This is a genomic window from Myroides sp. DF42-4-2, assembly GCF_030326445.1.
Lineage (GTDB): Bacteria > Bacteroidota > Bacteroidia > Flavobacteriales > Flavobacteriaceae > Flavobacterium.
The window spans coordinates 36771-61231 of record NZ_JACAKI010000011.1 but is presented as its reverse complement, the minus strand read 5'-3'; the positions used below and the strand labels follow the sequence as shown (position 1 = coordinate 61231).

Annotated in this window: 20 protein-coding genes; 10 read left to right on the top strand and 10 right to left on the bottom strand. The window is 38.6% G+C overall.

Annotation, left to right across the window (positions count from 1 at the left end):
• Both HX062_RS09675 and HX062_RS09670 read left to right on the top strand, forming a co-directional pair.
• A partial coding sequence (locus HX062_RS09675) for an OmpA family protein (protein ID WP_286467246.1) occupies nucleotides 1-565 on the top strand: 565 nt, incomplete at its 5' end.
• A 72-nt stretch (nucleotides 566-637) separates the two neighbouring features.
• Nucleotides 638-3397, top strand: a complete 2760-nt coding sequence (locus HX062_RS09670) for a PD-(D/E)XK nuclease family protein (RefSeq protein WP_286467245.1) — start codon at nucleotides 638-640, stop codon at nucleotides 3395-3397.
• Nucleotides 3398-3439: 42 nt separating this feature from the next.
• Here HX062_RS09670 and HX062_RS09665 read toward each other — a convergent pair whose 3' ends face one another.
• The gene (locus HX062_RS09665) at nucleotides 3440-4225 is read right to left on the bottom strand and encodes an alpha/beta fold hydrolase (RefSeq protein WP_182628447.1); all 786 of its coding nucleotides are present in this window, start codon (nucleotides 4223-4225) and stop codon (nucleotides 3440-3442) included.
• 158 nt (nucleotides 4226-4383) lie between these two features.
• Here HX062_RS09665 and HX062_RS09660 point away from each other — a divergent pair, with 158 nt between their 5' ends.
• From HX062_RS09660 to HX062_RS09640, 5 genes are all read left to right on the top strand, one after another.
• Entirely contained in the window at nucleotides 4384-5238 is an 855-nt protein-coding gene (locus HX062_RS09660) for a ChaN family lipoprotein (protein ID WP_286467244.1), read from the top strand.
• Nucleotides 5239-5420: 182 nt separating this feature from the next.
• Nucleotides 5421-6248 (top strand): succinate dehydrogenase cytochrome b subunit, encoded by an 828-nt coding sequence (locus HX062_RS09655; protein ID WP_182628400.1) that lies wholly within the window; start codon nucleotides 5421-5423, stop codon nucleotides 6246-6248.
• Between the two features lie 17 nt (nucleotides 6249-6265).
• On the top strand, nucleotides 6266-8266 hold the full coding sequence (locus tag HX062_RS09650) for a fumarate reductase/succinate dehydrogenase flavoprotein subunit (protein ID WP_286467243.1): 2001 nt from the start codon (nucleotides 6266-6268) through the stop codon (nucleotides 8264-8266).
• A 51-nt stretch (nucleotides 8267-8317) separates the two neighbouring features.
• Nucleotides 8318-9058, top strand: coding sequence for a succinate dehydrogenase/fumarate reductase iron-sulfur subunit (locus HX062_RS09645; protein ID WP_182628402.1), 741 nt, complete (start codon nucleotides 8318-8320; stop codon nucleotides 9056-9058).
• A 251-nt stretch (nucleotides 9059-9309) separates the two neighbouring features.
• Nucleotides 9310-10080 carry a nitrilase family protein gene (locus tag HX062_RS09640; protein WP_286467242.1) on the top strand — a complete coding sequence of 257 codons (771 nt, stop codon included), beginning with the start codon at nucleotides 9310-9312 and terminating at the stop codon, nucleotides 10078-10080.
• A 149-nt stretch (nucleotides 10081-10229) separates the two neighbouring features.
• Here the strand turns inward: HX062_RS09640 and HX062_RS09635 are convergent, their stop codons facing one another.
• Complete coding sequence (locus HX062_RS09635; RefSeq protein WP_286467240.1) at nucleotides 10230-11741, bottom strand: Ig-like domain-containing domain; 1512 nt, start codon at nucleotides 11739-11741, stop codon at nucleotides 10230-10232.
• Nucleotides 11742-11908: 167 nt separating this feature from the next.
• Nucleotides 11909-12589 (bottom strand): ComF family protein, encoded by a 681-nt coding sequence (locus HX062_RS09630; protein WP_286467238.1) that lies wholly within the window; start codon nucleotides 12587-12589, stop codon nucleotides 11909-11911.
• Nucleotides 12590-12691: 102 nt separating this feature from the next.
• On the opposite strand from HX062_RS09630, the gene HX062_RS09625 reads away from it, so the two are divergent.
• The 3 genes from HX062_RS09625 (at nucleotide 12692) to HX062_RS09615 (ending at nucleotide 14000) form a co-directional block, all read left to right on the top strand.
• Entirely contained in the window at nucleotides 12692-12883 is a 192-nt protein-coding gene (locus tag HX062_RS09625; RefSeq protein ID WP_286467237.1) for a hypothetical protein, read from the top strand.
• Between the two features lie 4 nt (nucleotides 12884-12887).
• Nucleotides 12888-13262 carry a YchJ family protein gene (locus HX062_RS09620; protein ID WP_286467236.1) on the top strand — a complete coding sequence of 125 codons (375 nt, stop codon included), beginning with the start codon at nucleotides 12888-12890 and terminating at the stop codon, nucleotides 13260-13262.
• 105 nt (nucleotides 13263-13367) lie between these two features.
• Nucleotides 13368-14000, top strand: coding sequence for an NAD(P)H-binding protein (locus HX062_RS09615; protein WP_182628408.1), 633 nt, complete (start codon nucleotides 13368-13370; stop codon nucleotides 13998-14000).
• A 53-nt stretch (nucleotides 14001-14053) separates the two neighbouring features.
• On the opposite strand, the gene HX062_RS09610 is transcribed toward HX062_RS09615, so the two are convergent.
• The 7 genes from HX062_RS09610 to HX062_RS09580 form a co-directional block, all read right to left on the bottom strand.
• The gene (locus HX062_RS09610; protein ID WP_182628409.1) at nucleotides 14054-14629 is read right to left on the bottom strand and encodes a YceI family protein; all 576 of its coding nucleotides are present in this window, start codon (nucleotides 14627-14629) and stop codon (nucleotides 14054-14056) included.
• A gap of 158 nt (nucleotides 14630-14787) precedes the next feature.
• Nucleotides 14788-15657, bottom strand: a complete 870-nt coding sequence (locus tag HX062_RS09605) for a hypothetical protein (RefSeq protein WP_286467235.1) — start codon at nucleotides 15655-15657, stop codon at nucleotides 14788-14790.
• Nucleotides 15658-15871: 214 nt separating this feature from the next.
• Nucleotides 15872-17416 carry a glycine--tRNA ligase gene (locus HX062_RS09600; protein WP_286467233.1) on the bottom strand — a complete coding sequence of 515 codons (1545 nt, stop codon included), beginning with the start codon at nucleotides 17414-17416 and terminating at the stop codon, nucleotides 15872-15874.
• 331 nt (nucleotides 17417-17747) lie between these two features.
• Complete coding sequence (locus tag HX062_RS09595; RefSeq protein ID WP_286467231.1) at nucleotides 17748-18911, bottom strand: efflux RND transporter periplasmic adaptor subunit; 1164 nt, start codon at nucleotides 18909-18911, stop codon at nucleotides 17748-17750.
• A 4-nt stretch (nucleotides 18912-18915) separates the two neighbouring features.
• Nucleotides 18916-23274 carry a CusA/CzcA family heavy metal efflux RND transporter gene (locus HX062_RS09590; protein WP_286467230.1) on the bottom strand — a complete coding sequence of 1453 codons (4359 nt, stop codon included), beginning with the start codon at nucleotides 23272-23274 and terminating at the stop codon, nucleotides 18916-18918.
• A 223-nt stretch (nucleotides 23275-23497) separates the two neighbouring features.
• Entirely contained in the window at nucleotides 23498-23875 is a 378-nt protein-coding gene (locus tag HX062_RS09585; RefSeq protein WP_286467229.1) for a hypothetical protein, read from the bottom strand.
• 187 nt (nucleotides 23876-24062) lie between these two features.
• Nucleotides 24063-24443 carry a hypothetical protein gene (locus HX062_RS09580; RefSeq protein WP_182628415.1) on the bottom strand — a complete coding sequence of 127 codons (381 nt, stop codon included), beginning with the start codon at nucleotides 24441-24443 and terminating at the stop codon, nucleotides 24063-24065.
• Between the last annotated feature and the right edge of the window lie 18 nt (nucleotides 24444-24461).

Below are 24461 nucleotides of genomic sequence, written 5' to 3'. Positions count from 1 at the left end.
TCCAGGATTAGCAGAATTCAACGGATGTCCTGATACAGACGGCGACGGTGTGCCAGATCATAAAGATGAGTGTCCTGAAGTTCCTGGTCCAAAAGAAAACAAAGGTTGTCCTTGGCCAGATAGAGACGGAGACGGAGTGCCTGATCATTTAGACGATTGTCCAGATGTTCCTGGTCCAGCTTCTAACAAAGGATGTCCTGAAATTAAAGAAGAGCAAGTGAAACAACTGAACGACTATGGAAAAACAATCTTATTCCATACAGGTAAGTTTACTTTCCAAGATGCTTCTTACACTGTGTTAGATAACATCGTGAAAATTATGAAAGAATTCCCTACTGCTAAATTCCACATCGCTGGATATACTGACAGTACAGGTTCTGACAAAGTAAACGTTCCATTATCTGACAACAGAGCGAATGCAGTTAAAGTTTATTTAATTGAAAAAGGTGTTGACGCGAACAGATTAACTTCTAAAGGTTATGGTTCTGAAAACCCAATCGCTTCTAACAAAACTGTTAAAGGACGTGAGTTAAACAGACGTGTTGAAATTCAATTACAAAAATAATTGAACGAAATAATATCAAGATAGAAAAGGGCTTCGAGTATTCGAAGCCCTTTTTTTATTACCTTTAGTCACATGAGTCAACAACATTTTTTATATCGATTAAGTGAAGAAATAAAGCAGAATTTCCCTTCTTCTATGCATAATTTAGTTGTGGTATTGCCCAACAAAAGAGCAAAGATCTTCCTTCTCGAACAGCTGAAGCAATTTTATGATCACAGCGTTTTTGCGCCCAGTATTATCAGTATTGAGGAGTTAGTGCAGGACATTGCCCAACTTCGTTCTATTGATTCAATTGAACTATTGTTTGAGTTCTATCACGTTTATAAAAAATTAGTAGGCGATAAAGCGGAAGACTTTGATTATTTCGTCAACTGGGCTCGTATGTTGTTACAAGATTTTAATGAGGTGGATCGCTATTTGTTAAATCCAACCCACGTTTTTAGCTATTTAAAAGATATTGAAGATATCAACCATTGGGCAGTAAACGTAGATAAGCAAACGGATTTAATCAAGAATTACCTGCAGTTTTGGGAGCAAATCCCGCTGTATTACACCGCGCTTTATGAGTATTTGATAGAAAAAAAGATAGGCTATCAAGGGATGATTTATCGGGAAGCTGTTGAGAGACATCGCGATTTTTTGAGCGCCCAAGACAATCAGTACTACTTTGCGGGATTCAATGCCTTAAATGCCGCTGAAGAAGTAATTATCCAACACTTTCTAGTCGAAGGTAAAGCCCGTGTATTTTGGGATATTGACGAGGTATTTCTCCATGATCCATATCACGATGCTGGCTTGTTTTTGAGGAGAATTAAACAAAGATGGCCCTACTATGAAAATCACCCTTTTGAGTGGATTACTGCTCATTTTGCAGAAAAAAAGAACATAGAAATTATTCAAACCCCTAAAAGTGTTGGTCAGGCTAAGATTGTTGGAGGGGTGATTGAACAGGCCTTAGCTAATGGTACGGCTTTGGACCAAATCGCAGTTGTGTTAGGCGATGAAAATTTGTTGCAACCTGTTTTATACGGCTTGCCAGATGCTGTGAGTAGTTTAAATATTACTATGGGCTATAGCGGAAATAGCAGTCCTGTGCAATTGTTTTTGAATAAAGTATTCAAAATGCACTTGGCAGCAGTTCGCCGTGGAGGAAAACAGTATGTGTTTTACTATAGAGATGTCTTAGAAGTGTTGACAAGCCCAGTTATGGAAGGCTTGTTCGACGTTGATGCTGTGGTGTCAGAAATCCAGAAAAAGAACTTGACATTTTTCTCTTTCGATCGATTTGAATCCTGGATGAAAGTTAGTGATACAGCTGAAAAAAGACTTGTTTTTGACGCTTGGAGTAGCAAATCACCTGCGGATATCTTAAAGGGATTAATTGCTTTGATCATCTTAGTTAAAAATAAACTTGAAGTAGATAGTCAACAAAATCGTTTGATGAAAACCTTTTTGTTCACGACTTATAATCTGCTTAATCGTCTGTTGTCGTATTGTGAAAAATACCCATTTATTCACTCCATTGAATTGCTTTATGTTTTGTATAAGCAAATCATGGATATGAGCGAGGTTTCTTTTGAAGGTGATCCTTTAGAAGGGTTACAAATTATGGGGATTTTAGAGAGTAGGGTGTTGGATTTTGATACGGTCATTGTCACTTCGGTCAACGAGGGAAAATTTCCTTCAGGCAAAACACAACAATCCTTTATTCCTTATGATGTAAAAAGAGAATTGGGTTTGCCTACCTACAAAGAAAAAGATGCGATTTACAGCTTTCACTTCTACCATTTACTCTTGCGTGCTAAACAGGTGTATTTGATCTATAATTCCCAGGCAGAAGGGATAGATGCTGGAGAAAAAAGCCGTTTTTTAGCACAACTCGAAATGGAAAAACAACCGGCACATCAAATATCTACAGTGACCTATTCCGCTTATTTGCCTGATAAAGCCTATGTCCCTATTTCCATTGCGAAATCAGAAGTGTTAATGGATAAATTGAAGGAAATTGCTACGGTAAAAGGGTTTTCACCTTCGGCTCTAACAGCCTATTTGCGCAATCCTCTACAGTTTTATGTGCAACAAGTATTGCGCATTCGCGAAGTAGAAGAGGTGGAAGAAAGCGTAGCGTTGAATACGCTAGGGACGATTATTCACAACGCGCTAGAAAACTTGTATCAACCTTATGTTGGACAAGTAATAGATGTTGGCATGATCAAAGCAATTCAACGGATAGCAGATGAAGAAGTTCAAAAGCAGTTTGAAGAAATTTACAACAGCGACAAGGAAAAAATGGGAAAAAACCTCCTAGCTTTTGAGGTTGCAAAACGCAATGTCTATCATTTCTTGCGCGAAGAATTAAAAGGATTAGAACAAGGAGATGAGGTGAAGTTACTCGCCTTGGAAACAAGATTAGAACACGTGTTGGAAGACAGTCGTCTGCCTTATCCGATTAAATTATTTGGCTTTGTCGACCGCATTGAGAGTAGAAATGGAACGATCCGTGTGATTGATTATAAAACGGGAAAAGTAGAAGCGAATCAAGTCAAGCTCTCACAATGGGAGGGATTAACTACTCACTTAAAGAACGATAAGATTATTCAGCTGCTCTGTTATGCTTTGATGTATGCTGATCAAAATAACTTAGCCTCTTTAGAGGCGGGGATTTATTCTTTTAAAAATCGCCGAGAAGGATTTTTATTTTTTGGTGTGCGCGAAGGAAGAACTGTTGACCATGCTATTACACCAGCTGTTTTAGCTTCTTTTAGAGAGGAATTGATCGAATTGATTTTGCTTATTTTGGATCGAGAGACCCCATTTGTTGAAACCATATAAAAAAAAGCGAGAAGATTCTTCTCGCTTTTTTAGTACTATGAGTTAGCCTTTTACTTGCTCGGTTAAAAGCTGTAATAGGGCTTCTTTTTGTTCGATGTGAAGCATGTGGCCTCCTGCTAAGGTTGTGATACTTGCGTTTGTTCCATTAACTTGTTCTCGCGTTTCTTCATAAGGCATAACAGGATCGTCTTTCCCCAATACAAAAGCAATTGAATAGGGAGCAAAGTGGAGGAGTACTTCTCTGTCAATTCTCGTTTTCATGCCTTCTAGTGCCGCAATGACGCCTTGGGTTGGTGTTTTCAATGCCTCTTCCCTTGTGTGATCAATCGCTTTTTGGTGTAAAGGCCTGATACTATCGCTAAAGAGGTTGTTGATAGCCATGTTGATAAAAACCGGTGCATTTCTCTTAATCAAATCAATGGCTCGATTCCTATTTTCCACGCGTTCGGGACTATCTGCACGTGCAGTAGAGTTAATTAATACCATGTTTTTTACCATATCAGGATATAGTTCTGCAAAAGCAAGCGAAACATATCCCCCCATTGAGTGGCCAATAAGAGTAACTTTTTTTAATTTGAGTTGTGAAACTACGGCATGAACAGCATCTGCCATGTCTTCCATAGTGTGAATATACCCCAAGCAACCAGTTTCGCCATGACCCAATAAATCCAAACTAATTACGCGATATTTAGCGGAAAAGTGATCCATATAATCTGTCCACATCTTAGCGTTTTCCAGGAAGCCGTGTAAAAAGATCAATGCATTTCCTTTGCCGCTGTCATAGTAATTGATTGGAATGTTTTTGTATATCAGCGATTTTTGAATCATCATTTGTGTTTTGTTGAGTCAGCAAAAGTACAGGATGCAAAAGGAAAAAAAAACTTTCTTTCAGATAAATCCGCTCTAGCTATGGCGGTTTTCTATTTTTATCTATTCTAAATTACTGAAATAGAATTATCTTTGAGGCAGATAAAAACATAGGTCATATGAAATATATTTACAGCGTATTATTCGCTTTAGTGGTAGGAACGGTTTTCGCAGGAGAAGGGCTGCCTTATCAAATTTACAATGCAAAAGGTAAGAAAGTAACGTATAAACAAATGATCAAGCAGTTGGCAAAGTCTGATGTTGTGCTGTTTGGTGAATACCACAATAACTCTTTGGGGCATTGGTTGCAATTAAAAGTGACTGAAAGTTTGGGAGAGCAGCAAGATTTGGTTTTAGGTGCGGAGATGTTTGAAGCAGATAATCAAGAAGGGTTAACGAATTACGTCAGAGGCGATATGCAAGAAGAAGAGTTCACTCAAGCCGTTCGTTTGTGGAATAATTACAAAGGGGATTACCGTCCGTTAGTCGAATATGCAAAAGCAAAGCGCTTTCCTTTTATAGCGACAAATGTACCACGTCGCTATGCGAGTTTATTGTATAAAGGAGGAGTGGAAGCACTAGATACCTTAGACGTAGATGAAAAAGCGTGGATTGCACCTTTGCCTTTTCCTTATGATCCAGAATTGCCAGGTTATAAAGAGATGTTGACGATGTTTGAATCGGATCACGTCAATGAAAATTTGCCTAAAGCACAAGCGATTAAAGACGCAACTATGGCGCATTTTATTCAGGCTAATAAAGAGGAAAACAAATTGTTCATACACTATAATGGCTCTTACCACAGCAACAACTATGAGGGGATCTATTGGTATTTGAATCACTATGCGCCCCAACTTAAAGTGACGACAATTACTATGGTAGAAGGCGATAATGTAGGTAATTTCGAAAAACTCAATCTTGGATTGGCCGACTTTATTCTTGTTATAGATGCGAATATTTTAAAGTCGTTTTAGAATGTTATAGAAAAAAACACTATTTAGTCTTAAATCTAGTTTGGCAATACTTTTTTTTTAAATAAAATAATGTAAAATACTTTGTTTATATTGAGTATAAATAGATGTGTACGCATTGTAGATAACGTTAATTAGGTGTATTTTTGAGAGATTTTTTCAAGAAAAACAATTAAAATTACATTATGGCAAAATCTGCACTTTTAAAGTCATCCATTGCAAAGAAATATTGGATGTCTCTTACGGGGTTATTTTTATGCTTGTTTTTAGTTGGTCACTTGGTAGGGAATCTTCAGTTGATTTTTGGGGATGCCTCAAAATTCAACGAGTATGCCTTGTTCATGACGACTAATCCAGCGGTAAAAGTATTATCTTATGTAACGTATATATCAATCCTTTTTCACGCGATTGATGGTATAGTTCTAACAATTCAAAACAAAAAAGCTCGTCCGATCGGATACGCGAAGAACAACGCTGCTGCAAACAGTAAATGGGCTTCTCGTAACATGGCGGTATTGGGGACTTTATTGTTGGTTTTCATCGTAACACACATGGTTAATTTTTGGGCGAAAATGCACTTTTCGGCTATGCCATTGCAAACAATTGAAGTGACAATTGAAGGGCAAGAAGAGCCAGTTATGATTTACAAAACAGTTCAAGAGCAACCAATCGATGTTAGAGCGGTTGAAATGGGACAGTTGGAAATTAAAGGAACTGCGTTTTACCAAAAAGGGACAGATTTAAAAATTGCAGATGGTTACAAAGATTTACATAAAATTACTGTTGAGTTTTTCAAAGATCCTTCAACGGGATTGATTAGCACAATTTTATATGTAATCGCAATGATTGTTCTTGGATTCCATTTATCTCATGGTTTTGCAAGTGCATTCCAATCTTTAGGGGTAAATAATCCAAAGTATAACTGTTTGATTAAAGGCATTGGCTACTTATTTGCCTATTTAGTTCCTGCTTTGTTCGCAATCATTCCATTATACATTCACTTTATTAAATAGTCCTAAAGAAATTGATTATGAAATTAGATTCAAAGATACCTCAAGGACCAATCGATAAGAAATGGTCTGATTATAAAAACCACATTAAATTAGTGAACCCAGCCAATAAACGTAATATTGATGTTATCGTTGTGGGAACTGGATTAGCTGGTGGATCTGCTGCTGCTACTTTAGCAGAGTTAGGTTATAATGTAAAAGCATTTTGTTATCAAGATTCGCCTCGTCGTGCGCACTCAATTGCTGCACAAGGGGGGATTAACGCGGCTAAAAACTATCAAGGTGACGGTGACTCGATCTACAGATTATTCTATGATACTGTAAAAGGAGGGGATTACCGCGCTCGTGAAGCAAACGTTCACCGTTTGTCTGAAGTTTCTGCTAATATTATTGACCAATGTGTGGCTCAAGGTGTGCCATTAGCACGTGAGTACGGTGGTTTATTGGACAACCGTTCTTTTGGAGGAACACAAGTTTCTCGTACCTTCTACGCAAAAGGACAAACTGGACAACAGTTATTATTAGGTGCATACTCTGCAATGAACCGTCAAATTGGTCGCGGAAAGATCAAGATGTACAACCGTCACGAAATGCTAGACTTAGTTTTAGTAGATGGAAAAGCAAGAGGAATTATTGCGCGCAACTTAATTAATGGGGAGATTGAACGTCATTCAGGACACGCTGTAGTAATTGCTACAGGTGGATATGGAAACGTATTCTTCTTGTCTACAAACGCAATGGGGTCAAACGTGACCGCAGCTTGGAAAGCACACAAACGTGGAGCATTCTTCGCTAACCCTTGTTTTACACAAATTCACCCAACTTGTATTCCTGTTACAGGAGACCACCAATCAAAATTAACTTTGATGTCTGAGTCTTTGCGTAATGATGGACGTATTTGGGTTCCAAAGAAAATAGAAGATGCAGTTGCGATTAGAGAAGGTAAATTAAGACCAACGCAAATTGCAGAAGAAGATAGAGATTACTACTTAGAAAGAAGATATCCATCATTCGGAAACTTAGTACCACGTGACGTTGCGTCTCGTGCTGCAAAAGAAAGATGTGATGCTGGGTATGGAGTTAACGCAACAGGAGAAGCAGTTTACTTAGACTTCGCTTCAGCGATTGAGCGTTACGGTAAAGAACAAGCGCGTATTCAACATTTAGATGAAAACGATGCGAAATTAGTTTACAAATTAGGTAGAGACGTTGTAGAGAACAAGTACGGAAACTTATTCCAAATGTATGAGAAAATCGTTGACGAGGATCCATACACAACGCCAATGATGATTTATCCAGCAGTACACTATACAATGGGTGGTGTTTGGGTAGATTACAACTTAATGTCTACTATTGAGGGATGTTATGTAATTGGTGAAGCAAACTTCTCAGATCACGGAGCTAACCGCTTAGGTGCTTCTGCTTTGATGCAAGGTTTAGCGGATGGATACTTCGTATTGCCTTATACAATCGGGGATTACTTAGCTGATGATATTCGTACAGGTGCGATCCCTACTAACTTACCAGAGTTCGACGCTGCGGAGAAAAATGTACAAGACATGATCGATCACTTAATGAACAATAAAGGATCACATTCAGTAGATTATTTCCACAAGAAATTAGGTAAAATTATGTGGGATAAAGTAGGTATGGCTCGTAATGCACAAGGTCTAACGGAAGCGATGGACGAGATTGCTGCATTGAGAGAAGAATTCTACAAAGACGTGAAAGTATCTGGAACTGCAGATAGCTTTAACCAAGAGTTAGAAAAAGCACTTAGAGTTGCTGACTTCCTAGAGTTAGGAGAATTATTCGCAAAAGATGCTTTACACCGTGAAGAATCTTGTGGAGGACACTTCCGCGAAGAACACCAAACAGAAGACGGGGAAGCACAACGTGATGATGAAAACTTTGCTTATGCTGCTGCATGGGAGTACAAAGGAAATCCTAGAGACGCTGTTCTACACAAAGAAGACTTGGTGTATGAAAATATTAAGTTGGTAACTCGTAGTTATAAATAATATTGAGGTATTGATTCTTGAATCATATCTTGTTGTAAAAATTCGATGCAGATGAATCTTACATTAAAAATATGGCGTCAAAAAAACGCTAAAGAACAAGGAAAAATTGTTGAATATAAAATTAACAATGTTTCTCCTGATATGTCTTTCTTAGAAATGCTTGATGTTTTAAACAATGAGCTTATCGAGAAAGGGGATGATCCCGTAGCATTTGACCACGACTGTCGTGAAGGTATTTGTGGAATGTGTTCGTTATTTATTAATGGACAAGCTCACGGACCAGATAGAGGCGTTACTACTTGTCAGTTACACATGAGAAAGTTCAAAGATGGTGATACAATTTATATTGAGCCATTTAGAGCAAAAGCTTTCCCAGTAATCAAGGATTTAGTAGTAGACCGTACCGCTTTTGATAAAATTCAACACGCTGGAGGATTTATTTCGGTAAATACTTCTGGAAATACACAAGATGCTAACGCTATTCCTATTCCAAAACACGATGCTGACCGCTCTTTTGACGCAGCAACTTGTATCGGATGTGGAGCATGTGTTGCAACGTGTAAAAACTCTTCGGCTATGTTATTCGTTTCGGCTAAAGTTTCTCAATTTGCTTTGTTGCCACAAGGTAAAGTTGAAGCAGCAGACCGCGTAATGAACATGGTTGCTGAGATGGACGCTTTAGGCTTCGGTAACTGTACTAATACAGGGGCTTGTGAGGTTGAATGTCCAAAAGGTATTTCATTAGAGAACATTGCTCGTATGAACAGAGAATACCTTAAAGCTGCATTATAGTAGATTTTAATATTTTTTTGAAAAAGGAAAAAGCAGAACATCACCGGTTCTGCTTTTTTTATTGGCCCACTCGATTGGATTAGCATGCTATTTTCAAATGATACGATATAACTATCACAGCAATTTGTTCAGATGTAAATCACGAATAATGCTCTACGGAAGTAAATGACTTATTTTAAATTGTCTTATCGCTAGAGGTGCGCAGGTCTGCCAATTATATTTTGTACTTTTGAAATACTTAACACTCAGGTATGAAAATAGCACTAATTCAAGCCCCTTTGGTTTGGGAAGATGTCGAACAGAATACGACTTATTTTAAAAATCAATTACAACAGATTGAACAAGAAACGGATCTGGTTATCCTTCCAGAGATGTTCACTTCAGGCTTTACCATGAATCCTGAGCGCGTTTTTATGACCATGGAGGACAAGTTTATTGAACAATTGCAAACGTGCTGTAAAACGCGTCATTTTGCGTTAACCGGCAGTATAGTAATCAAAGAAAACAATCAGTTTTACAACCGTTTATTTTTTATTCTTCCTACGGGTGAATTTCATACCTATGACAAACGCCATTTGTTCTCACTTGCAGGCGAGGAAAAAGTATATACACCTGGTAGTGACCGATTGATCGTTGAATATAAGGGGTGGAAAATTTGTCCGTTGGTGTGCTATGACCTTCGCTTCCCTGCTTTTGCTCGAAATCTCACCGCTGCTTATGACTTATTGCTCTATGTTGCCAGCTGGCCCGATCAACGCATTTACGCTTGGGACTCCCTTTTAAAAGCTCGAGCAATTGAAAATATGAGCTACGTAATTGGCGTTAATCGCTGCGGAGAAGATCAAAATGACAACCAGTATACAGGGCATTCTCAAGTGCTCGACTATATGGGACAGTATTTGATTGAACCCTTAGAAGGTGAAACTACTCGCTATATCGTCTTGGACAAAGGCATGCAGGATAAAGCAAGAAACCGATTTGCCTTCTTGAAAGATGCGGATGCATTTGATATAATAGCCTAAAATAATACCGCAATAACAAAAATATGCCCAAAATAAAAAGCTACCACTAGGGTAGCTTTGCTTACTATATTTGACTAATTTGTTTCTTCTCACTGTGCTCGTGCATTAAAATAACGAGCAATTAGCACGAACAACAAGGGACATTGGAACTATTTTGCCAGATTCATGTCCTGGTTGATGTCCCAATTAGCGCGTACGTCAATCGCTTCTTTAGCGTAGTACGTCTCTTCGGGTTGTCGTTTACCCCAATAATATCCTGTATCCCATTGACCATTTTTATTGTCGTCGTATATTACGCGAACATAATATTTGCGCGGAGGGAGTAAATCAAATACAACTGTTCGCGCCGTTTCAACCACTTGAGTAGCGTATACTTTTTCTTGTTCATCAATCAATTCTACAATAATCGGATAGCGTTTAACAGCACTCAAATTTAGATTTAAGTTACCGTAATCACTGTGTTTTGTGGTTTTTAATGTGAATTGTAACGTATCGTTAGGTTGTCCAAAATAATCGGTAATTGCCTGAGGCATTAGTTTGATATGATACAATTCTTCTTGAAGTTTATCAAAGTGTAAGATCACCTTTTGTTCTTCGGGTAATTCTCGAACTTCGAAGGAAACTGGTAGAGAATCTTTTTTGATGATGTGTATCAAATCCTTGTTGACCTGCCCAAGCGGGGTTGACATTTTTAGGGCGAAATCTTCCTTAAAGTCAATAGCACTGTTTTTTGCCGTGATTTTTAAGGTGTCAATCTCTTTCATCTTTGCACGGGGACGCACTGTAAAAGTTTCTAAATAATCCTCTTGTGTCACTGTAATGTGCAAGGAATCTGCCATGACTTTCGGGAACCATAGTTGAAGGGTGTCTTTTCCTTCTAAAGGGGTATACACACTGCGAATTAAACTGTCGTTTTTTGTTACTTTAACTTGGGCTCCCTTTCTATTGCCCATGTAGGGGATATACCATTTGTTCTCTGAAAGTTGAGCCGGACGTTTCGCTGAAAATTTCTCTTCAGATTTAAACAAAACTAAATTGTATTTATTGTCTGTTGGAATGACAATAGAATCCTGAATAAAGGCAATTTTATCCTGTTCCGGATTAAACATGTAGTTATTCGTTTTTTGCTTTAATCCTACTAAATAATAAGTACCCGCTTTAATGTTTTCAATTGAAAAAGTAGTTAGAGAATCTAAAGTGTTGGTAATATACAGCGGTTTCTCTTTGTAAACGGTTGAATCGTTGAACGTTTTGGCATCATAAAGCATGACGTTGACAAAATTATCCGTTTTTAATTTATGAGCGGATTGAATGCTTCCCTCTAATTTTAGGGAATCAATATAGGTTCCTGTAGAGAAAATATACTTGAATTGAGGCAATACATTGCCTTCGTTATTATCAATAATAGCATCTCCAAAATTGAAGCTATAGGTGGTGTTTGGCAGTAGTGTATCTCTAAGGATGACTGTCAAGGTCTTTTTTGGCCCACCCATGGGTTGAATCTCAGGAGTGTTTTTCAACGGAGGAGACACAATCAAATTTTGAGTGATATTTTTCAATTTAATGAACTCATCAAATTCGATTTTGATTTCATCTTTGTTAAAGTTGATAGAATAGTTTTCGGGATTGCTTTTCAGTACAACAGGAGGTAGCGTATCCATAGGACCACCTGATATAAACCCTCTTTTAGCACAATTCGAAAAACAGGTTACACACAAAATGAGTAAACAAGTAAAAAAGTATAGACGAAACTTCGACATAGTTTTGTTTTGAAAAGACAAAGTAACAATTATATTTTTTACTTAGAAAATATCGACCCTTAAAAACTTTATTTTGTGTAAGCTAAACACAAAATACTCACCGTAGTTTGGGGTATTTGGAGCAATAATCGCGCACAGGTTTCCAATGTGCTACCGGTAGTCAAAATATCGTCCAATAAAAGCAGGTGCTTACCTGTAAAGGAGGAAGCGTCGTTGAGTTGAAAGACTGTGTTCTTGGTTTTGATCCGCTCTCTAAACGTCTTGGTTGTCTGTGAGGGAGTATGCGTTATTTTGGTCAGCAGGGTTTTGTTGATGGGAATGCCAAAGTATTGGGCGAGTGCTGTTGCAAATCCATCTACTTGGTTATATCCGCGTTGTCTGCGTTTTTTCTTGTGCATGGGTACGGGAATAAGGTAATCCACCGTTGTCAAATGGGGGGTATCCGCCAGTAGTTCAGCGTACATTTTTCCTAATGTATAACTAATTTTCGGTTGGTTGTTGTATTTTAATTGATGGAGGAGATTCGAGACAATACCCTCTTTGGTATAGTATAACATACAACTTGCTTGTGCGATCTTTACTTTGCCATAAAATTTATTGAGGGCTTCGTTAGGCGTATATAGATGTTGATCCGTAAACGGCAAAAATGCCCTACAACTTACGCAAAGTAACTCTTCTTGTGGCAATAGCATGGCATCGCATCCACAACAGTAGTTGGGAAAAAACAGATGAAGTAGTTCTTGGATCATAGGAGGAGTTTTTGGGATTGTCGAAAATAACGCAAATAAAAAGCCAGTTTAAATCAATGCAACTGATATCTTTGTAACGTATACGAAATAAGTAGAAAAAATATGGAGAAAGCAATACTTGAATTGATGCAGTTGATAGAGAAAGGTGACTATGTCGTAGCCGAAGTTTTTGCTGTTGAAATTAAGAAACAATTACAGCGCATGATGGATGTTGAAACAGCGGATGAAGCTTTGGTTCGCTTGGCGAAAATGCAAAAGATTGTAGAAGATCTCCAAGAAAAAATTAAACCCTAAGAAGATGAGTTGTCCTTGTGGAAGTGAACAAGAAGCAGCGAATTGTTGCTTGGCCTTTGTAAAAGGAGAAAAATACCCCCAAACAGCCGAAGCGTTAATGCGATCTAGGTATACGGCTTATGTCCTTGCTAATGCCGCGTATTTGATAGATACCACGCATCCGAGAACCCGCCATTTGTACAGTAAAAAATCAATCCTACAGTGGGCGAAAGACAATCAATGGTTGGGATTGAATATAGAAGAAGCAACCACAACAACGGTTACTTTTTCTGCTTTTTTTAAAGATCAAACTGGGACGGAACATCGTCATTATGAGCACTCTACTTTTGAAGCTTTAGGCGGAAAGTTATACTATGTATCGGGTACATTTGAAGAGTAAATAGCTATTTTTTGCAGACAGGATCAATGCCTCTTCCTATGCTATCAGAAGAAAATCAACTGAAAAAGAGTGTTGTTGCTTTGTTTTTTTTTGTAAATTACTAGTATGAGAGCTGTAATAATTGGGGCTACTGGAGCCGTTGGAAAAGTATTAGTGCGTCAATTGCTGTGTGATGATCGCTATAATTTTGTCGAAATTTTTGTGAGACGCTCTTGGGATATTCAACATCCCAAGTTGATTTGTCATGTTGTAGATTTTGAGAAAATGGATGAGTGGCATCATTTAATCGATGGCGATATCGCTTTTAGTTGTTTGGGAACGACCAAAAAGCTAGCAGGAAGCAAAAAAAACCAATGGCGTGTGGACTATGACTATGTTGTGCAATTTGCCAAGTATTGTAAAGCTAAATCCGTACATACATTCGTGTTGGTTTCTTCTATGGGAGCTAATTATCGCAGCAAAGTGTTTTATTTGTATCTCAAAGGGCGCATTGAACAAGCAATTGCACAATTGCATTTTAATCGGATTATTATCATTCGTCCTAGTTCACTTATTCGCCCTCATTCCGACAGAAAAGGCGAAGAGTGGGGCGTAAAGATCTTGACCTGGCTCAATCGAATCGGATTGTTTAAAGCGTATAAACCTGTACCCGTATCTAGAGTGGCAGCTCGAATTCGCGAAGCTGCCGCCCAACATGTAGCGTATAACCTCGTTGTGATTGACAATGAAGAAATATAAAAAAAGGCTTGCCACTAGTGCAAGCCTTTTTCATTTGAAGGTATTATAAAGGATTAGTTAGCCTTACTGAATTCTAAGTTTACAGTAATATCAACGTTTTTTCCAATTGCTTGTCCTGTTGGATCATAAGCAACATCGTAGTCGAAGCGGTTGATAGTTGTTTTTGCCTGAAAACCTATTTTTGTATTTCCATTGCCATCATCAGCCAATAAACCACCATAGTTCAATTGGAAGGTAACTGGTTTGGTCGTTTTTTTAATCGTTAGATTTCCTGTTAGTTCGTATTTGTCTTTTCCTGTTTTTTTGATAGAGGTACTCTCGAATTTCATTGTAGGATAATTAGCCGCATCAAAAAAGTCAGCTGACTTTAAGTGGTTGTCGCGCATCTCTACACTAGTGTTGATACTGTTTAAATCAACCGTAAAATGAAAGGCCCCTTTCGTTAATTCCTCTGGGTTTCCTACAAATGTACCCTCGTATTTGTCTAATCGACCGTCGACAAAAGAAATGCCCAAGTGTTTAACTGAGAAATTCAAGAAAGAGTGCATCGGATCGACATTCCATTTCGTTTGAGCGAATGAAGTAACTGAAAATAAGGCAGCTACAACGAATAAAGCTATTTTTTTCATATAAATTGTGTTTTTTGATTATCAATGATACAAAGATACTAACCTTGTGTGAGATAGGTACTTAACCTACATTAAGAAAGCCCCCCTTTGAGGCTATACCTTTACGTAAACAAAGTAAAAGCAGGCATTTGCCTGTTTTTACTTGTTGTGTAATCGGTTTATTTAAAATTTGCAGCAATTTTTATCAGAGCGTTGGGATTACTAATTCCCGTTTCCACATCCATCATTTGGATAATGTCTTTGTCTCCCGTTCCTGTACTCAAAGGCAATTGTTGTGGTATTTCAGGCATTTCTCCAAAGAGCGTTTTGTATAAGACAAGGCTGTTTATAAATACAGCATCGTTCAACATATGGTGCGAACTATCTGTGAAGCGCAATTGGTCTTTCCCATCAACGAGAGCTACATACCCCTCTTTTCCGCGATATGCCGCGCCTAATACGCCAGCGAAATTGAGATAGCCAGTATTCGGTGTTGATTGTGCCACTATGACGCCATTTTCTTGTAAGATCGATTGGTAAACGCTATAATCTGGGTCATGGTAGTCAAAAGGAGCCGTTAGGCCATAAATATAAGTAGCTACACCAGGACTATTGGCTGTGATCAAATCGTGTACGCTTTTTACATTAGCCTGGTAATTGGTCAATTCTTGAATCACCACAGGAGTGGATTCTTGTAAGATTAAAAAATCAAAATAGTTGCCATCTGTATCGGTAGCACTGAATAAGTTATCCACTTCTTCTTGATTGGCGACGAGAATTTGATCTATACTCACTCCCATGTCAACTAATTTCATTACTTCCAAGGACTTGTTGTTCGACTTGGCTAAGGCTTCGAGCATTTTGGGGAAACTAGCAAAGTATTCGGTGTGACTGTTTCCTACAAATAGTAGGCGAAGAGGACCTTCTGTTGCAGGGGGTGTTGGTTGAGCTAGGAATGCTGTTGTCATGTAGTTGGCATCGTCCATTTTTTCTCCACAGGAACCTAAGGTTAGTGAGAGGAGTAAGGCATATAGTATATTTTTTCTCATGGTCAATCTAAATGTGTTAATTATTGTAAATTTATTAAAATTTATTAATAGTTTATCCATATTGATTTAAAAAAAATGTATTTATTAAGTTAAGTGGAGTAATAAGACATTTTTTTATGGATGTTTCTCGATGAAGGAAATACAATACACTTTAGCGACAAAAAAAAGAGGGCATCCTTTTGGATACCCTCTCATATAGGTTGAATCTAAATTATTAGATCATTTTTTTTAACCAGTTTTTCATGGAAACCTCTTCATTGATGATGTTTCGAAGATCGGCAATTGCCACGCGATCTTGCTTCATTGTGTCCCTATGGCGGATCGTTACTGTTTGGTCTTCTAGTGTTTGGTGATCCACCGTAATACAGAAAGGAGTCCCCAAAGCATCTGCACGACGGTAACGACGACCTACAGCGTCTTTTTCATCATAGGCAACATTGAAATCCCATTTCAGATCTTCAATAATTGCTTGCGCGATTTCTGGTAAACCATCTTTTTTTACCAAGGGGAAAATAGCAGCTTTTGTCGGTGCTAATACAGCTGGTAATTTTAATACCGTTCTCGTTGTTCCGTCTTCTAATGTTTCTTCTTGTAGGGATTTAGAGAAAACAGATAAGAACATTCGATCCAATCCTACCGATGTTTCTACTACATAAGGAACATAAGAGGAGTTGGTTTCGTTGTCGAAGAACTGCAATTTCTTACCAGAGAATTGTTCGTGTGCTTTTAAGTCGAAATCAGTACGCGAGTGAATTCCTTCTAATTCTTTAAATCCGAATGGGAAGTTAAATTCGATATCTGTAGCTGCATTGGCGTAATGTGCCAGTTTTTCGTGGTCGTGGTAGCGGTAGTTTTCCGCTCCCATACCTAAAGATAAATGCCATTTTAAACGCGTGTCTTTCCAGTATTGGTAATACTTCATTTCCTCTCCTGGTTTGACGAAGAATTGCATTTCCATTTGTTCAAATTCGCGCATACGGAAAATGAATTGACGGGCTACAATTTCGTTACGGAAGGCTTTTCCTGTTTGAGCAATACCAAAAGGAATTTTCATACGTCCCGTTTTCTGAACGTTTAAGAAGTTAACAAAAATACCTTGAGCCGTTTCAGGACGTAAGTATAAATCCATTGCTGTATCGGCAGAAGCTCCTAATTTTGTACCGAACATCAAGTTGAATTGGCGCACTTCCGTCCAGTTTTTAGAACCTGTATCGGGATCTGCAATTTCCAACTCTTCGATAAGTGCTTTAACATCAGCCAAATCTCCAGTATCTAACCCGTGAGCCATACGCGCTAGAATCTCTTTTTTCTTTGCGTAGTACTCTACAACACGTGGATTGGTAGCGACAAATTGCGCTTCATCAAAAGATTCACCAAAGCGTTTTTTCGCTTTTTCAATCTCTTTTAATGCTTTTTGGTGTAATTTTTCACAGTAGTCTTCAATTAAAACATCTGCTCTATATCTTTTTTTACTGTCTTTATTGTCAATTAAAGGGTCATTGAATGCATCAACGTGACCTGAAGCCTTCCAAGTGGTTGGATGCATAAAGATTGAGGCATCAATTCCTACAATATTTTCGTGCATTTGTACCATGGATTTCCACCAGTACTCTCTAATATTTCTCTTTAATTCTACACCGTTTTGAGCATAGTCATATACTGCACTCAAACCATCGTATATTTCGCTTGATGGAAAAATATATCCATACTCCTTTGCGTGCGAAATAACATTCTTAAAAATATCATCTTGTTTTGCCATACTGCAAAAGTAATAAAAGACTTTAAGATTAAAAACTTCACTTCAAGCTATTTGCTGTTAATAATCTTAAGTTTTTTGGTTTATATTATAATTGCTTACTATTCCTGATCGCGCAATCCGTGCGTTAGATGTTTCAATCGGGGGTAAAAATACTTAATTAAATCTATAGAACAATATCAACAAAATATAAAGGAACGGATTGTCGCGCCATCGGAGACTGTCATGTGCCCATGTTTTTACGCTTGCATTTGTGGTATTTGAAGGTGATGGTTTCAAGTCTACTAACGGTATAAATTAACACAAAAAAGTCCAGCAATTTGCTGGACTTTTTTTATTCTTCTTCTTCTGTGTTGCGGAGTTTCATCAATAAAGTGTAAGCTCCTTTAGAAACAATAGATTTACCTTGTAGCGTTTCGGTATTGCGAATGGCTGTAAAACCGTTCTCTGTTTCGCCAATTTCTACCGGAACGAGTTGATAGGTTTGTTTGCTCACTTCGATAAAGACAAAGTGTTTGGCTTCAAAATATACTACACTTTCTTCAGGTAGTGCTTTGGTTTGTGCCGAATGCGTATCAATTTCTGCATTCATGTACATGCCCGGTACTAAGTTTTTTTCAACATTCTTAAAATGACAGTGTACTTCTGATGTTCCTTCTGCATTGACATCCATGCTAATTAATACAATTTCGCCTTCGTATTTTTTTGCCGGATCGCCGTTGGTATAACTTAATACACGCTGACCTACTTCTAATTTATCGAGATCTTTTTCATACACTTTTAGGTTTAAGTGGATATCCGAGGGGTCAATGAGCTCAAAGAGCACATCGGAAGGAGTGACATATTTTCCAATGTTGACATAGGTATTGCTCACAAAGCCGTTGATTGGGCTATAAATTGCTATGGTTTTACTGATGTTGTTCGACGTCAGCGTATGGGGATTGATGTTGATCAAACTCAATTGTTGACCTAGTGCATTCATGGTAATGCGCTGTGCATTCATCTCTGCTTGAGCTTGTTGCATAACCTTGTCGCTGCTAGCTTGACTAGCATTTAATTCTTTCTGACGTTGATAGTCCAGCTGTGCAAATTGAAATTTGTCTTTGGCGATCAAGTAATTCTGTTGTAACTCAATATATCGCGGATCTTCCATCAAGGCAATTTGTTGCCCTTTTTTAATTTGCATCCCCGGCATTAACTGGGTTTGCTTGACATAACCTCCAAGGGGATTGGTAATGGAAATTAAATTTTGAGGAGGAACATCAATCTTTCCATTTAGTTTTAAAACTGTAGCAATGCGGTGATCTTGTAGTCGCGTAGTCTGCAGGTCTACGTGTTTCAATTGTGCATCGGTTAGTTGTACAAGGTCTGTTTCTTCTTGTACGTCTAGTTCTTCTCTTTGAGTCGTCTCCCCTTTACATTGGGTAAAAAGCAACATCGGTAACAGTAGCAGCACAAGGAGTGAGAAGCGCAGGTTTATTTTATGTGGTGTAAACATGATTTTAGTTATTTGAAGTTAGGTAGTTGATTTGGATTACGGTGTCGTTATATGCTTTGAGTGCATCGAAATAGTTACTCAATAACTCTAATGCTTGATTGGTTAGGAGTACGTATTCCAAGTAATTAATTTCTCCGTTGATAAATTGTAATTCCGCTGTTTGCATGATCACAGTTGCTCCTTTTGGGGCTTGTTGTTCATAACTTGTCAAAATTTGTTGACTACTGTCAAGGGTTATCAACAATTGTTGATAACGGTTTTGTATATTTTGTTGGGTGAGTTCTACTTCCGCTTCTGCTATTTTTTCTGCTTGTTTGGAAGCGCGTATTCTACCTTTTTGGCCAAAATCAAATAAAGGCAAGGTTAGTCCAACTTGGAATGCGTGAAAGCGATCTTTTCGATCGTAGTACATGTCATTGGCAGCCAATCCCATGAAACTACTGTTGTTGTAAGCCAGCTGTAGGGTAGGTAAAAGCTTCGATCGCTCAAGTTTGGTTTGGGCGATTGCTAATTCCTTGTTCTGTTCGGCTATTTTTACCTGAATATTATCGTTGAGATGCTGTTCTAGCGTTTGCAAGTCCAATTTTTTAGAGGTTGCTGTGGGCAGGAGGTCCTCCTCTGTGTTTAATAGGTATTTCAATTGTAGTTGGGCGAGGCTCTTTGCATGCGTGACCTCGGCAAGTTGCATTTGAATCTTAATTAGTTGATTCTTGGCTGTTGTTTGTTCTAAAATAGTACTTTCTCCCTTGGTGAAGCGCAACCTAGCTTTCGCGTAAAAGCTTGTATATAGACTATCTGCTTGGTGAAGGAGTTCTTCTTTTTCACTCCAATAGAAATAGTCATAAAAATTTTGTGTCACTTCTCGTTTCACTTCATTGGTTTTAAGTGCTAGGTCAAAAATGCTCTTTTGCCACGCTTTGGTGTATAGGTTTTTTTGTTTGCTGTACACTGTTGGAAATGCGATTTCCTGGCTCAACGAAAATTTATTGTCAGTATAAGGGCCATTGATTTGTCCAAATTCACCTGAAACTGTCGTTTGTGGAATATCGGTAGCGGTGTGAATAAACGCTTTGGCAAAAGCGGTTCGCAAGTGTTCGGTTCGAATTGTTTTGTTGTTTGCTTCAGCCTGATTCAAGGCGTCAGCTAAACCGATAGGCGTTTGGGCAAACCCAGGACTTGTTGCGGTTAATAGTAGGCAAGTAATGGCTGTAAATGCGCTAGTTTTCTTCTTTTTAAAGAGTGAAAAATTTAGCTTTTGTTCAAAAGTAATATAGAGTAAAGGCAAAATAAATAAAGTTAAAAAAGTGGCTAGAATTAATCCTCCAATAACAACTGTCGCTAATGGACGTTGTACTTCTGCACCTGCGCCATTGCTCAACGCCATGGGTAGAAACCCAAAGGAAGCAACCGAAGCAGTCATTAATACGGGGCGCAAACGACTTTTTGCACCACGTACCACAATGTAAACGATGTTGGTATTGCCCGATTTTCTCAGGCGGTTGAATTCGGCGATCAATACAATGCCATTGAGAACGGCGACGCCAAATAACGCAATAAAACCAACACCTGCACTGATGCTAAAAGGCATTCCGCGCAAGGCTAATAAAAAGACTCCTCCGATAATAGATAGGGGAATGGCCGTAAAAATCATCAAACATTCTTTGATGTCTTTAAAAGCAAAGAAAAGTAAAACAAAGATGAGTACTAAGGCTAATGGTACAGCAATTGCTAAGCGTTCTTTGGCTTCGTTTAAATTCTCAAACTGTCCACCATAGGTTATGCGGTAGCCTGTAGGCAACGTAATCTTCGCTTCTACTTTTTGCTGTAGTTCTTCCACAATACTTTGAACATCTCGCCCTTTTACATTGAACCCAACGAATATACGACGCTGTGCATTTTCACGTTGAATTTGGTTTGGCCCTTCTTTGATCTCCACAGTAGCTAGTTGATTCAACGGAACTTGAATGCCTGCGGGTGTTGGAATTAGAATGTTTCGGATCTGTTGGATGTCTTTTTTGTTTTTTTCCTCCATGCGAACCACCAAATCAAACCTATTTTCTCCTTCATAGACCACCCCTGCGCTTTGTCCTGCCAAAGATGTATTGACAATGCGGTTGATGTCTCCTATCGACAAATGATGACGAGCAATAGCCGTACGATCGTATTCAATCAGCAGTTGAGGCATTCCTGTGATGGGTTCCACATATAAGTTTACCGCACCAGGAATGGTGTTGATAATTTGTCCAATTTGGCTAGCTGTAGCGGCTAGCGTATCTAAGTTATCGCCAAATACTTTTACCACAACGTCTTGTCGTGCACCTGTCATCAATTCATTGAAACGCATTTGCACTGGAAATTGAAATCCAACAGTAATGCCGGGAACTTCCTCCAAGGCCTGTGTCATTTTTTCCGCTAACTCTGGGAATGTCGTAGCTGAAGTCCATTCTTTTTTGTCTTTTAAGATCACCATCATGTCACCTGCTTCCATAGGCATTGGATCAGTCGGCACTTCGCTATTTCCGATTTTAGTTACTACTTTTTCCACTTCCGGAAATTGCGTGATAAGGATGTGAACCGCTTTTTGGGTACTTTCAATCGTCGTTGTTAGGTTACTGCCGTTTAATACCTTGGTGTCCACCGCAAAATCCCCCTCTTCTAAGGAAGGAATGAACTCGCCTCCTAGTGTGGACAAGATGTATAGTGCACTGGCAAAAAGGAGGACAACAACAGTATAGATGGTCTTGGGGATCTCCAAAACTTTGACCAAAGCCTTTTGGTATATTTTTTCCAATTTCGCCATCAAACGATCGGAAAAATTGGGTGTATTATTCACTTTTCTACTTAGGATGAGCGCACTCATCATGGGAACATAGGTTAACGAGAGTAAAAAGGCGCCGAGCAAGGCAAAAGCAACTGTTTGTGCCATGGGCTTGAACATCTTTCCTTCAATACCTTGTAACGTTAGGATGGGAATGTAAACGATAAGAATAATTATCTGACCAAATACAGCGCTATTCATCATTTTAGAGGCAGATTGTACCACCGTTTGATTCATCTCTTCCTGTTTGAGCAAGACTTTCTCTTTGAATTTATTGTTGTGGCTGAATTGATGGAGTACGGCCTCTACAATAATGACAGCCCCATCGATAATTAACCCGAAGTCTAAGGCCCCTAGGCTCATTAAATTGCCACTAACGCCAAATAGATTCATCATGCAGATGGCAAATAGCATCGCTAAGGGAATAATAGAAGCAACCAAAAGTCCTGCGCGGAAATTACCCAAGAAAAGCACGAGTACAAGTACTACAATTAATGCTCCTTCCAACAGGTTGGTTTCAACAGTTCCAATGGCGTTGTTTACCATTTTTGTGCGATCGAGAAAGGGCTCAATTACCACACCTTTGGGCAAGGATTGCTGTATTTCTGCTACGCGATCTTTGACGTCTTGAATGACGTTATTGCTGTTTTCTCCTTTCAACATCAGGACAATTCCTCCTGCCACTTCCCCTTGATCATTATAGGTCATCGCACCATAGCGCGTTGCATGTCCGAGTTGAACCTTAGCGATGTCGCGTATCAGTACTGGAAATTCTTTGTCTTTCGTGGGAATAGCAATATTCTCAATGTCTTCAATACTGCCAATCAACCCCTCGGAGCGAATGTATAAAACAGTCGGGCCTTTCTCAATATAGGCACCCCCTGTGTTTTCGTTATTTTGATTCAATGCTTCAAATACAGCCGTAATAGTCAAACCAGCTGCATCTAAACGGTTGGGATCAATGGCTATTTCGTATTGTTTGAGCTTTCCACCAAAACTACTGACTTCAGCTACTCCTTTTACAGCAATTAACTGGCGTCGAACTATCCAGTCCTGAATGGATCTCAATTCGGTGAGATTATACTGTTGTTCATACCCCTTCTCTGGGCGTACAACATATTGATAAATCTCGCCTAATCCAGTAGAAATTGGACCTAGTTCTGGTTGACCTACTTCCTTAGGAATGTCGTTTTGCACTTGTTGTAAGCGTTCGCCCACTTGTTGTCGTGCCCAATATATATCGACGTCTTCTTCAAAAACAATCGTGATTAAAGACAAGCCAAAACGCGAAAAACTTCGTATGCTTTTCATACCTGGAATATTGCTGTTGGCTTGTTCAATAGGGAACGTAACTAATCGTTCTATATCCGTAGCCCCATAGTTTGGAGCTACTGTGATTATTTGTACTTGGTTATCTGTGATGTCCGGTACTGCATCGATGGGTAATTTCGTCATTTGAAATAGTCCAACACCGATGAGGCCTAGTACCATTAAGCCGATGATGAGCTTATTCTTTACAGAATACGCTATAATTTTGTTTAACATAAAGTAAGAGTTAATCTCAAAATCTACAGCATATAAGCCAATACATAAGCGATATAGCAAGTGTGTTTCTCTCTAAAAAGTGAACAATTTAGAGGAAAATAGTGCTATATTTTGTAGTATAGGGCTAAGTCTAGTTGCAGTAGCTATTGAGTTGATATATAAATACGATAGAACCGTTCAAACTATGAAGACATAGGTTGGACGATAAAAAAATCAATATGTACTAACAAAATTTCGGCGGTTGCCAAATAGAGGATAGGAAACTACTTTCAAAAACGGTATCGTGATCGCTTTCCACCGGGGTATTGTTTGTTGGAATTTTGACACGATCGATTTTAAGTATGGTTGGTGGGGGTGTTGCCACAAGATGAATAATAGGAGCGTGGGAAACAAAAGGCAGCTTCTCATCTGTTGGATCTCCATCTTCTTTGTGGTTATTGTCATAGTGGATTTGTAAAAACCCCCATATACTCAAATTGGGATTTGCCCCTTTGTGCTCAACATAATGCTCAACAAGCAATGGAAACTTCAACAGCTGACCAAATTCAGTTGTTGAAATAAGAAACGCAAACATAAAAAACAGGGCTAGTTTTCTTTTCACGACGCTTGTTTAGTGTGTATTAGTTGATACAAAATTAAGTATTCTTTTCCGTATAGGTGTGCGCAAGATACTAATTTGTTTATAATCCAAATAACTACTACCACAATTCTAATGAAAATTTAATGTTTGTATAACACAAAAAAAGCAGAACTCAAGGTTCTGCTTTTCAGTATATTAAACGGTTTTCTTACATTTCTGATGCTGCCGCTACCGCAATTGCAGTGCCTAATACCCCCAGTACAACGAACATGATAATGAGTCCAATTAAAGAAATCACTAAACCTGCAATGGCAAATCCACGTGGTTTTTTAAATACGCCAATGATGGATAAGATTAATCCCAATAACCAACACAGCCAACCCACTATGGGCACTAATGAGATTACGATAGCGACAATAGACAAGATAAACCCTGTTAGTCCTATATTGTTTTTCTCTGCGTTTGCCTGTAGCGGTGGTGGAAAATTTTGATAGCCTGGATTGGCTGGAGGGGTAACGACTTCTTTTTGTTGAACGGGTGTAGATGCTACGCGTTGCTCTTGATTTTCTTCTTGATGATTTGTATCCATAGTAAGGTGTTTTAACTC

What these genes read in the sequence shown, in the direction of transcription:
- HX062_RS09670 (WP_286467245.1), top strand. Translation starts at nt 638, where the DNA reads ATGAGTCAACAACATTTTTTATATCGATTAAGTGAAGAAATAAAGCAG.
- HX062_RS09665 (WP_182628447.1), bottom strand. Translation starts at nt 4,225, where the DNA reads ATGATTCAAAAATCGCTGATATACAAAAACATTCCAATCAATTACTAT.
- HX062_RS09660 (WP_286467244.1), top strand. Translation starts at nt 4,384, where the DNA reads ATGAAATATATTTACAGCGTATTATTCGCTTTAGTGGTAGGAACGGTT.
- HX062_RS09655 (WP_182628400.1), top strand. Translation starts at nt 5,421, where the DNA reads ATGGCAAAATCTGCACTTTTAAAGTCATCCATTGCAAAGAAATATTGG.
- HX062_RS09650 (WP_286467243.1), top strand. Translation starts at nt 6,266, where the DNA reads ATGAAATTAGATTCAAAGATACCTCAAGGACCAATCGATAAGAAATGG.
- HX062_RS09645 (WP_182628402.1), top strand. Translation starts at nt 8,318, where the DNA reads ATGAATCTTACATTAAAAATATGGCGTCAAAAAAACGCTAAAGAACAA.
- HX062_RS09640 (WP_286467242.1), top strand. Translation starts at nt 9,310, where the DNA reads ATGAAAATAGCACTAATTCAAGCCCCTTTGGTTTGGGAAGATGTCGAA.
- HX062_RS09635 (WP_286467240.1), bottom strand. Translation starts at nt 11,741, where the DNA reads ATGGATACGCTACCTCCTGTTGTACTGAAAAGCAATCCCGAAAACTAT.
- HX062_RS09630 (WP_286467238.1), bottom strand. Translation starts at nt 12,589, where the DNA reads ATGATCCAAGAACTACTTCATCTGTTTTTTCCCAACTACTGTTGTGGA.
- HX062_RS09625 (WP_286467237.1), top strand. Translation starts at nt 12,692, where the DNA reads ATGGAGAAAGCAATACTTGAATTGATGCAGTTGATAGAGAAAGGTGAC.
- HX062_RS09620 (WP_286467236.1), top strand. Translation starts at nt 12,888, where the DNA reads ATGAGTTGTCCTTGTGGAAGTGAACAAGAAGCAGCGAATTGTTGCTTG.
- HX062_RS09615 (WP_182628408.1), top strand. Translation starts at nt 13,368, where the DNA reads ATGAGAGCTGTAATAATTGGGGCTACTGGAGCCGTTGGAAAAGTATTA.
- HX062_RS09610 (WP_182628409.1), bottom strand. Translation starts at nt 14,629, where the DNA reads ATGAAAAAAATAGCTTTATTCGTTGTAGCTGCCTTATTTTCAGTTACT.
- HX062_RS09605 (WP_286467235.1), bottom strand. Translation starts at nt 15,657, where the DNA reads ATGAGAAAAAATATACTATATGCCTTACTCCTCTCACTAACCTTAGGT.
- HX062_RS09600 (WP_286467233.1), bottom strand. Translation starts at nt 17,416, where the DNA reads ATGGCAAAACAAGATGATATTTTTAAGAATGTTATTTCGCACGCAAAG.
- HX062_RS09595 (WP_286467231.1), bottom strand. Translation starts at nt 18,911, where the DNA reads ATGTTTACACCACATAAAATAAACCTGCGCTTCTCACTCCTTGTGCTG.
- HX062_RS09590 (WP_286467230.1), bottom strand. Translation starts at nt 23,274, where the DNA reads ATGTTAAACAAAATTATAGCGTATTCTGTAAAGAATAAGCTCATCATC.
- HX062_RS09580 (WP_182628415.1), bottom strand. Translation starts at nt 24,443, where the DNA reads ATGGATACAAATCATCAAGAAGAAAATCAAGAGCAACGCGTAGCATCT.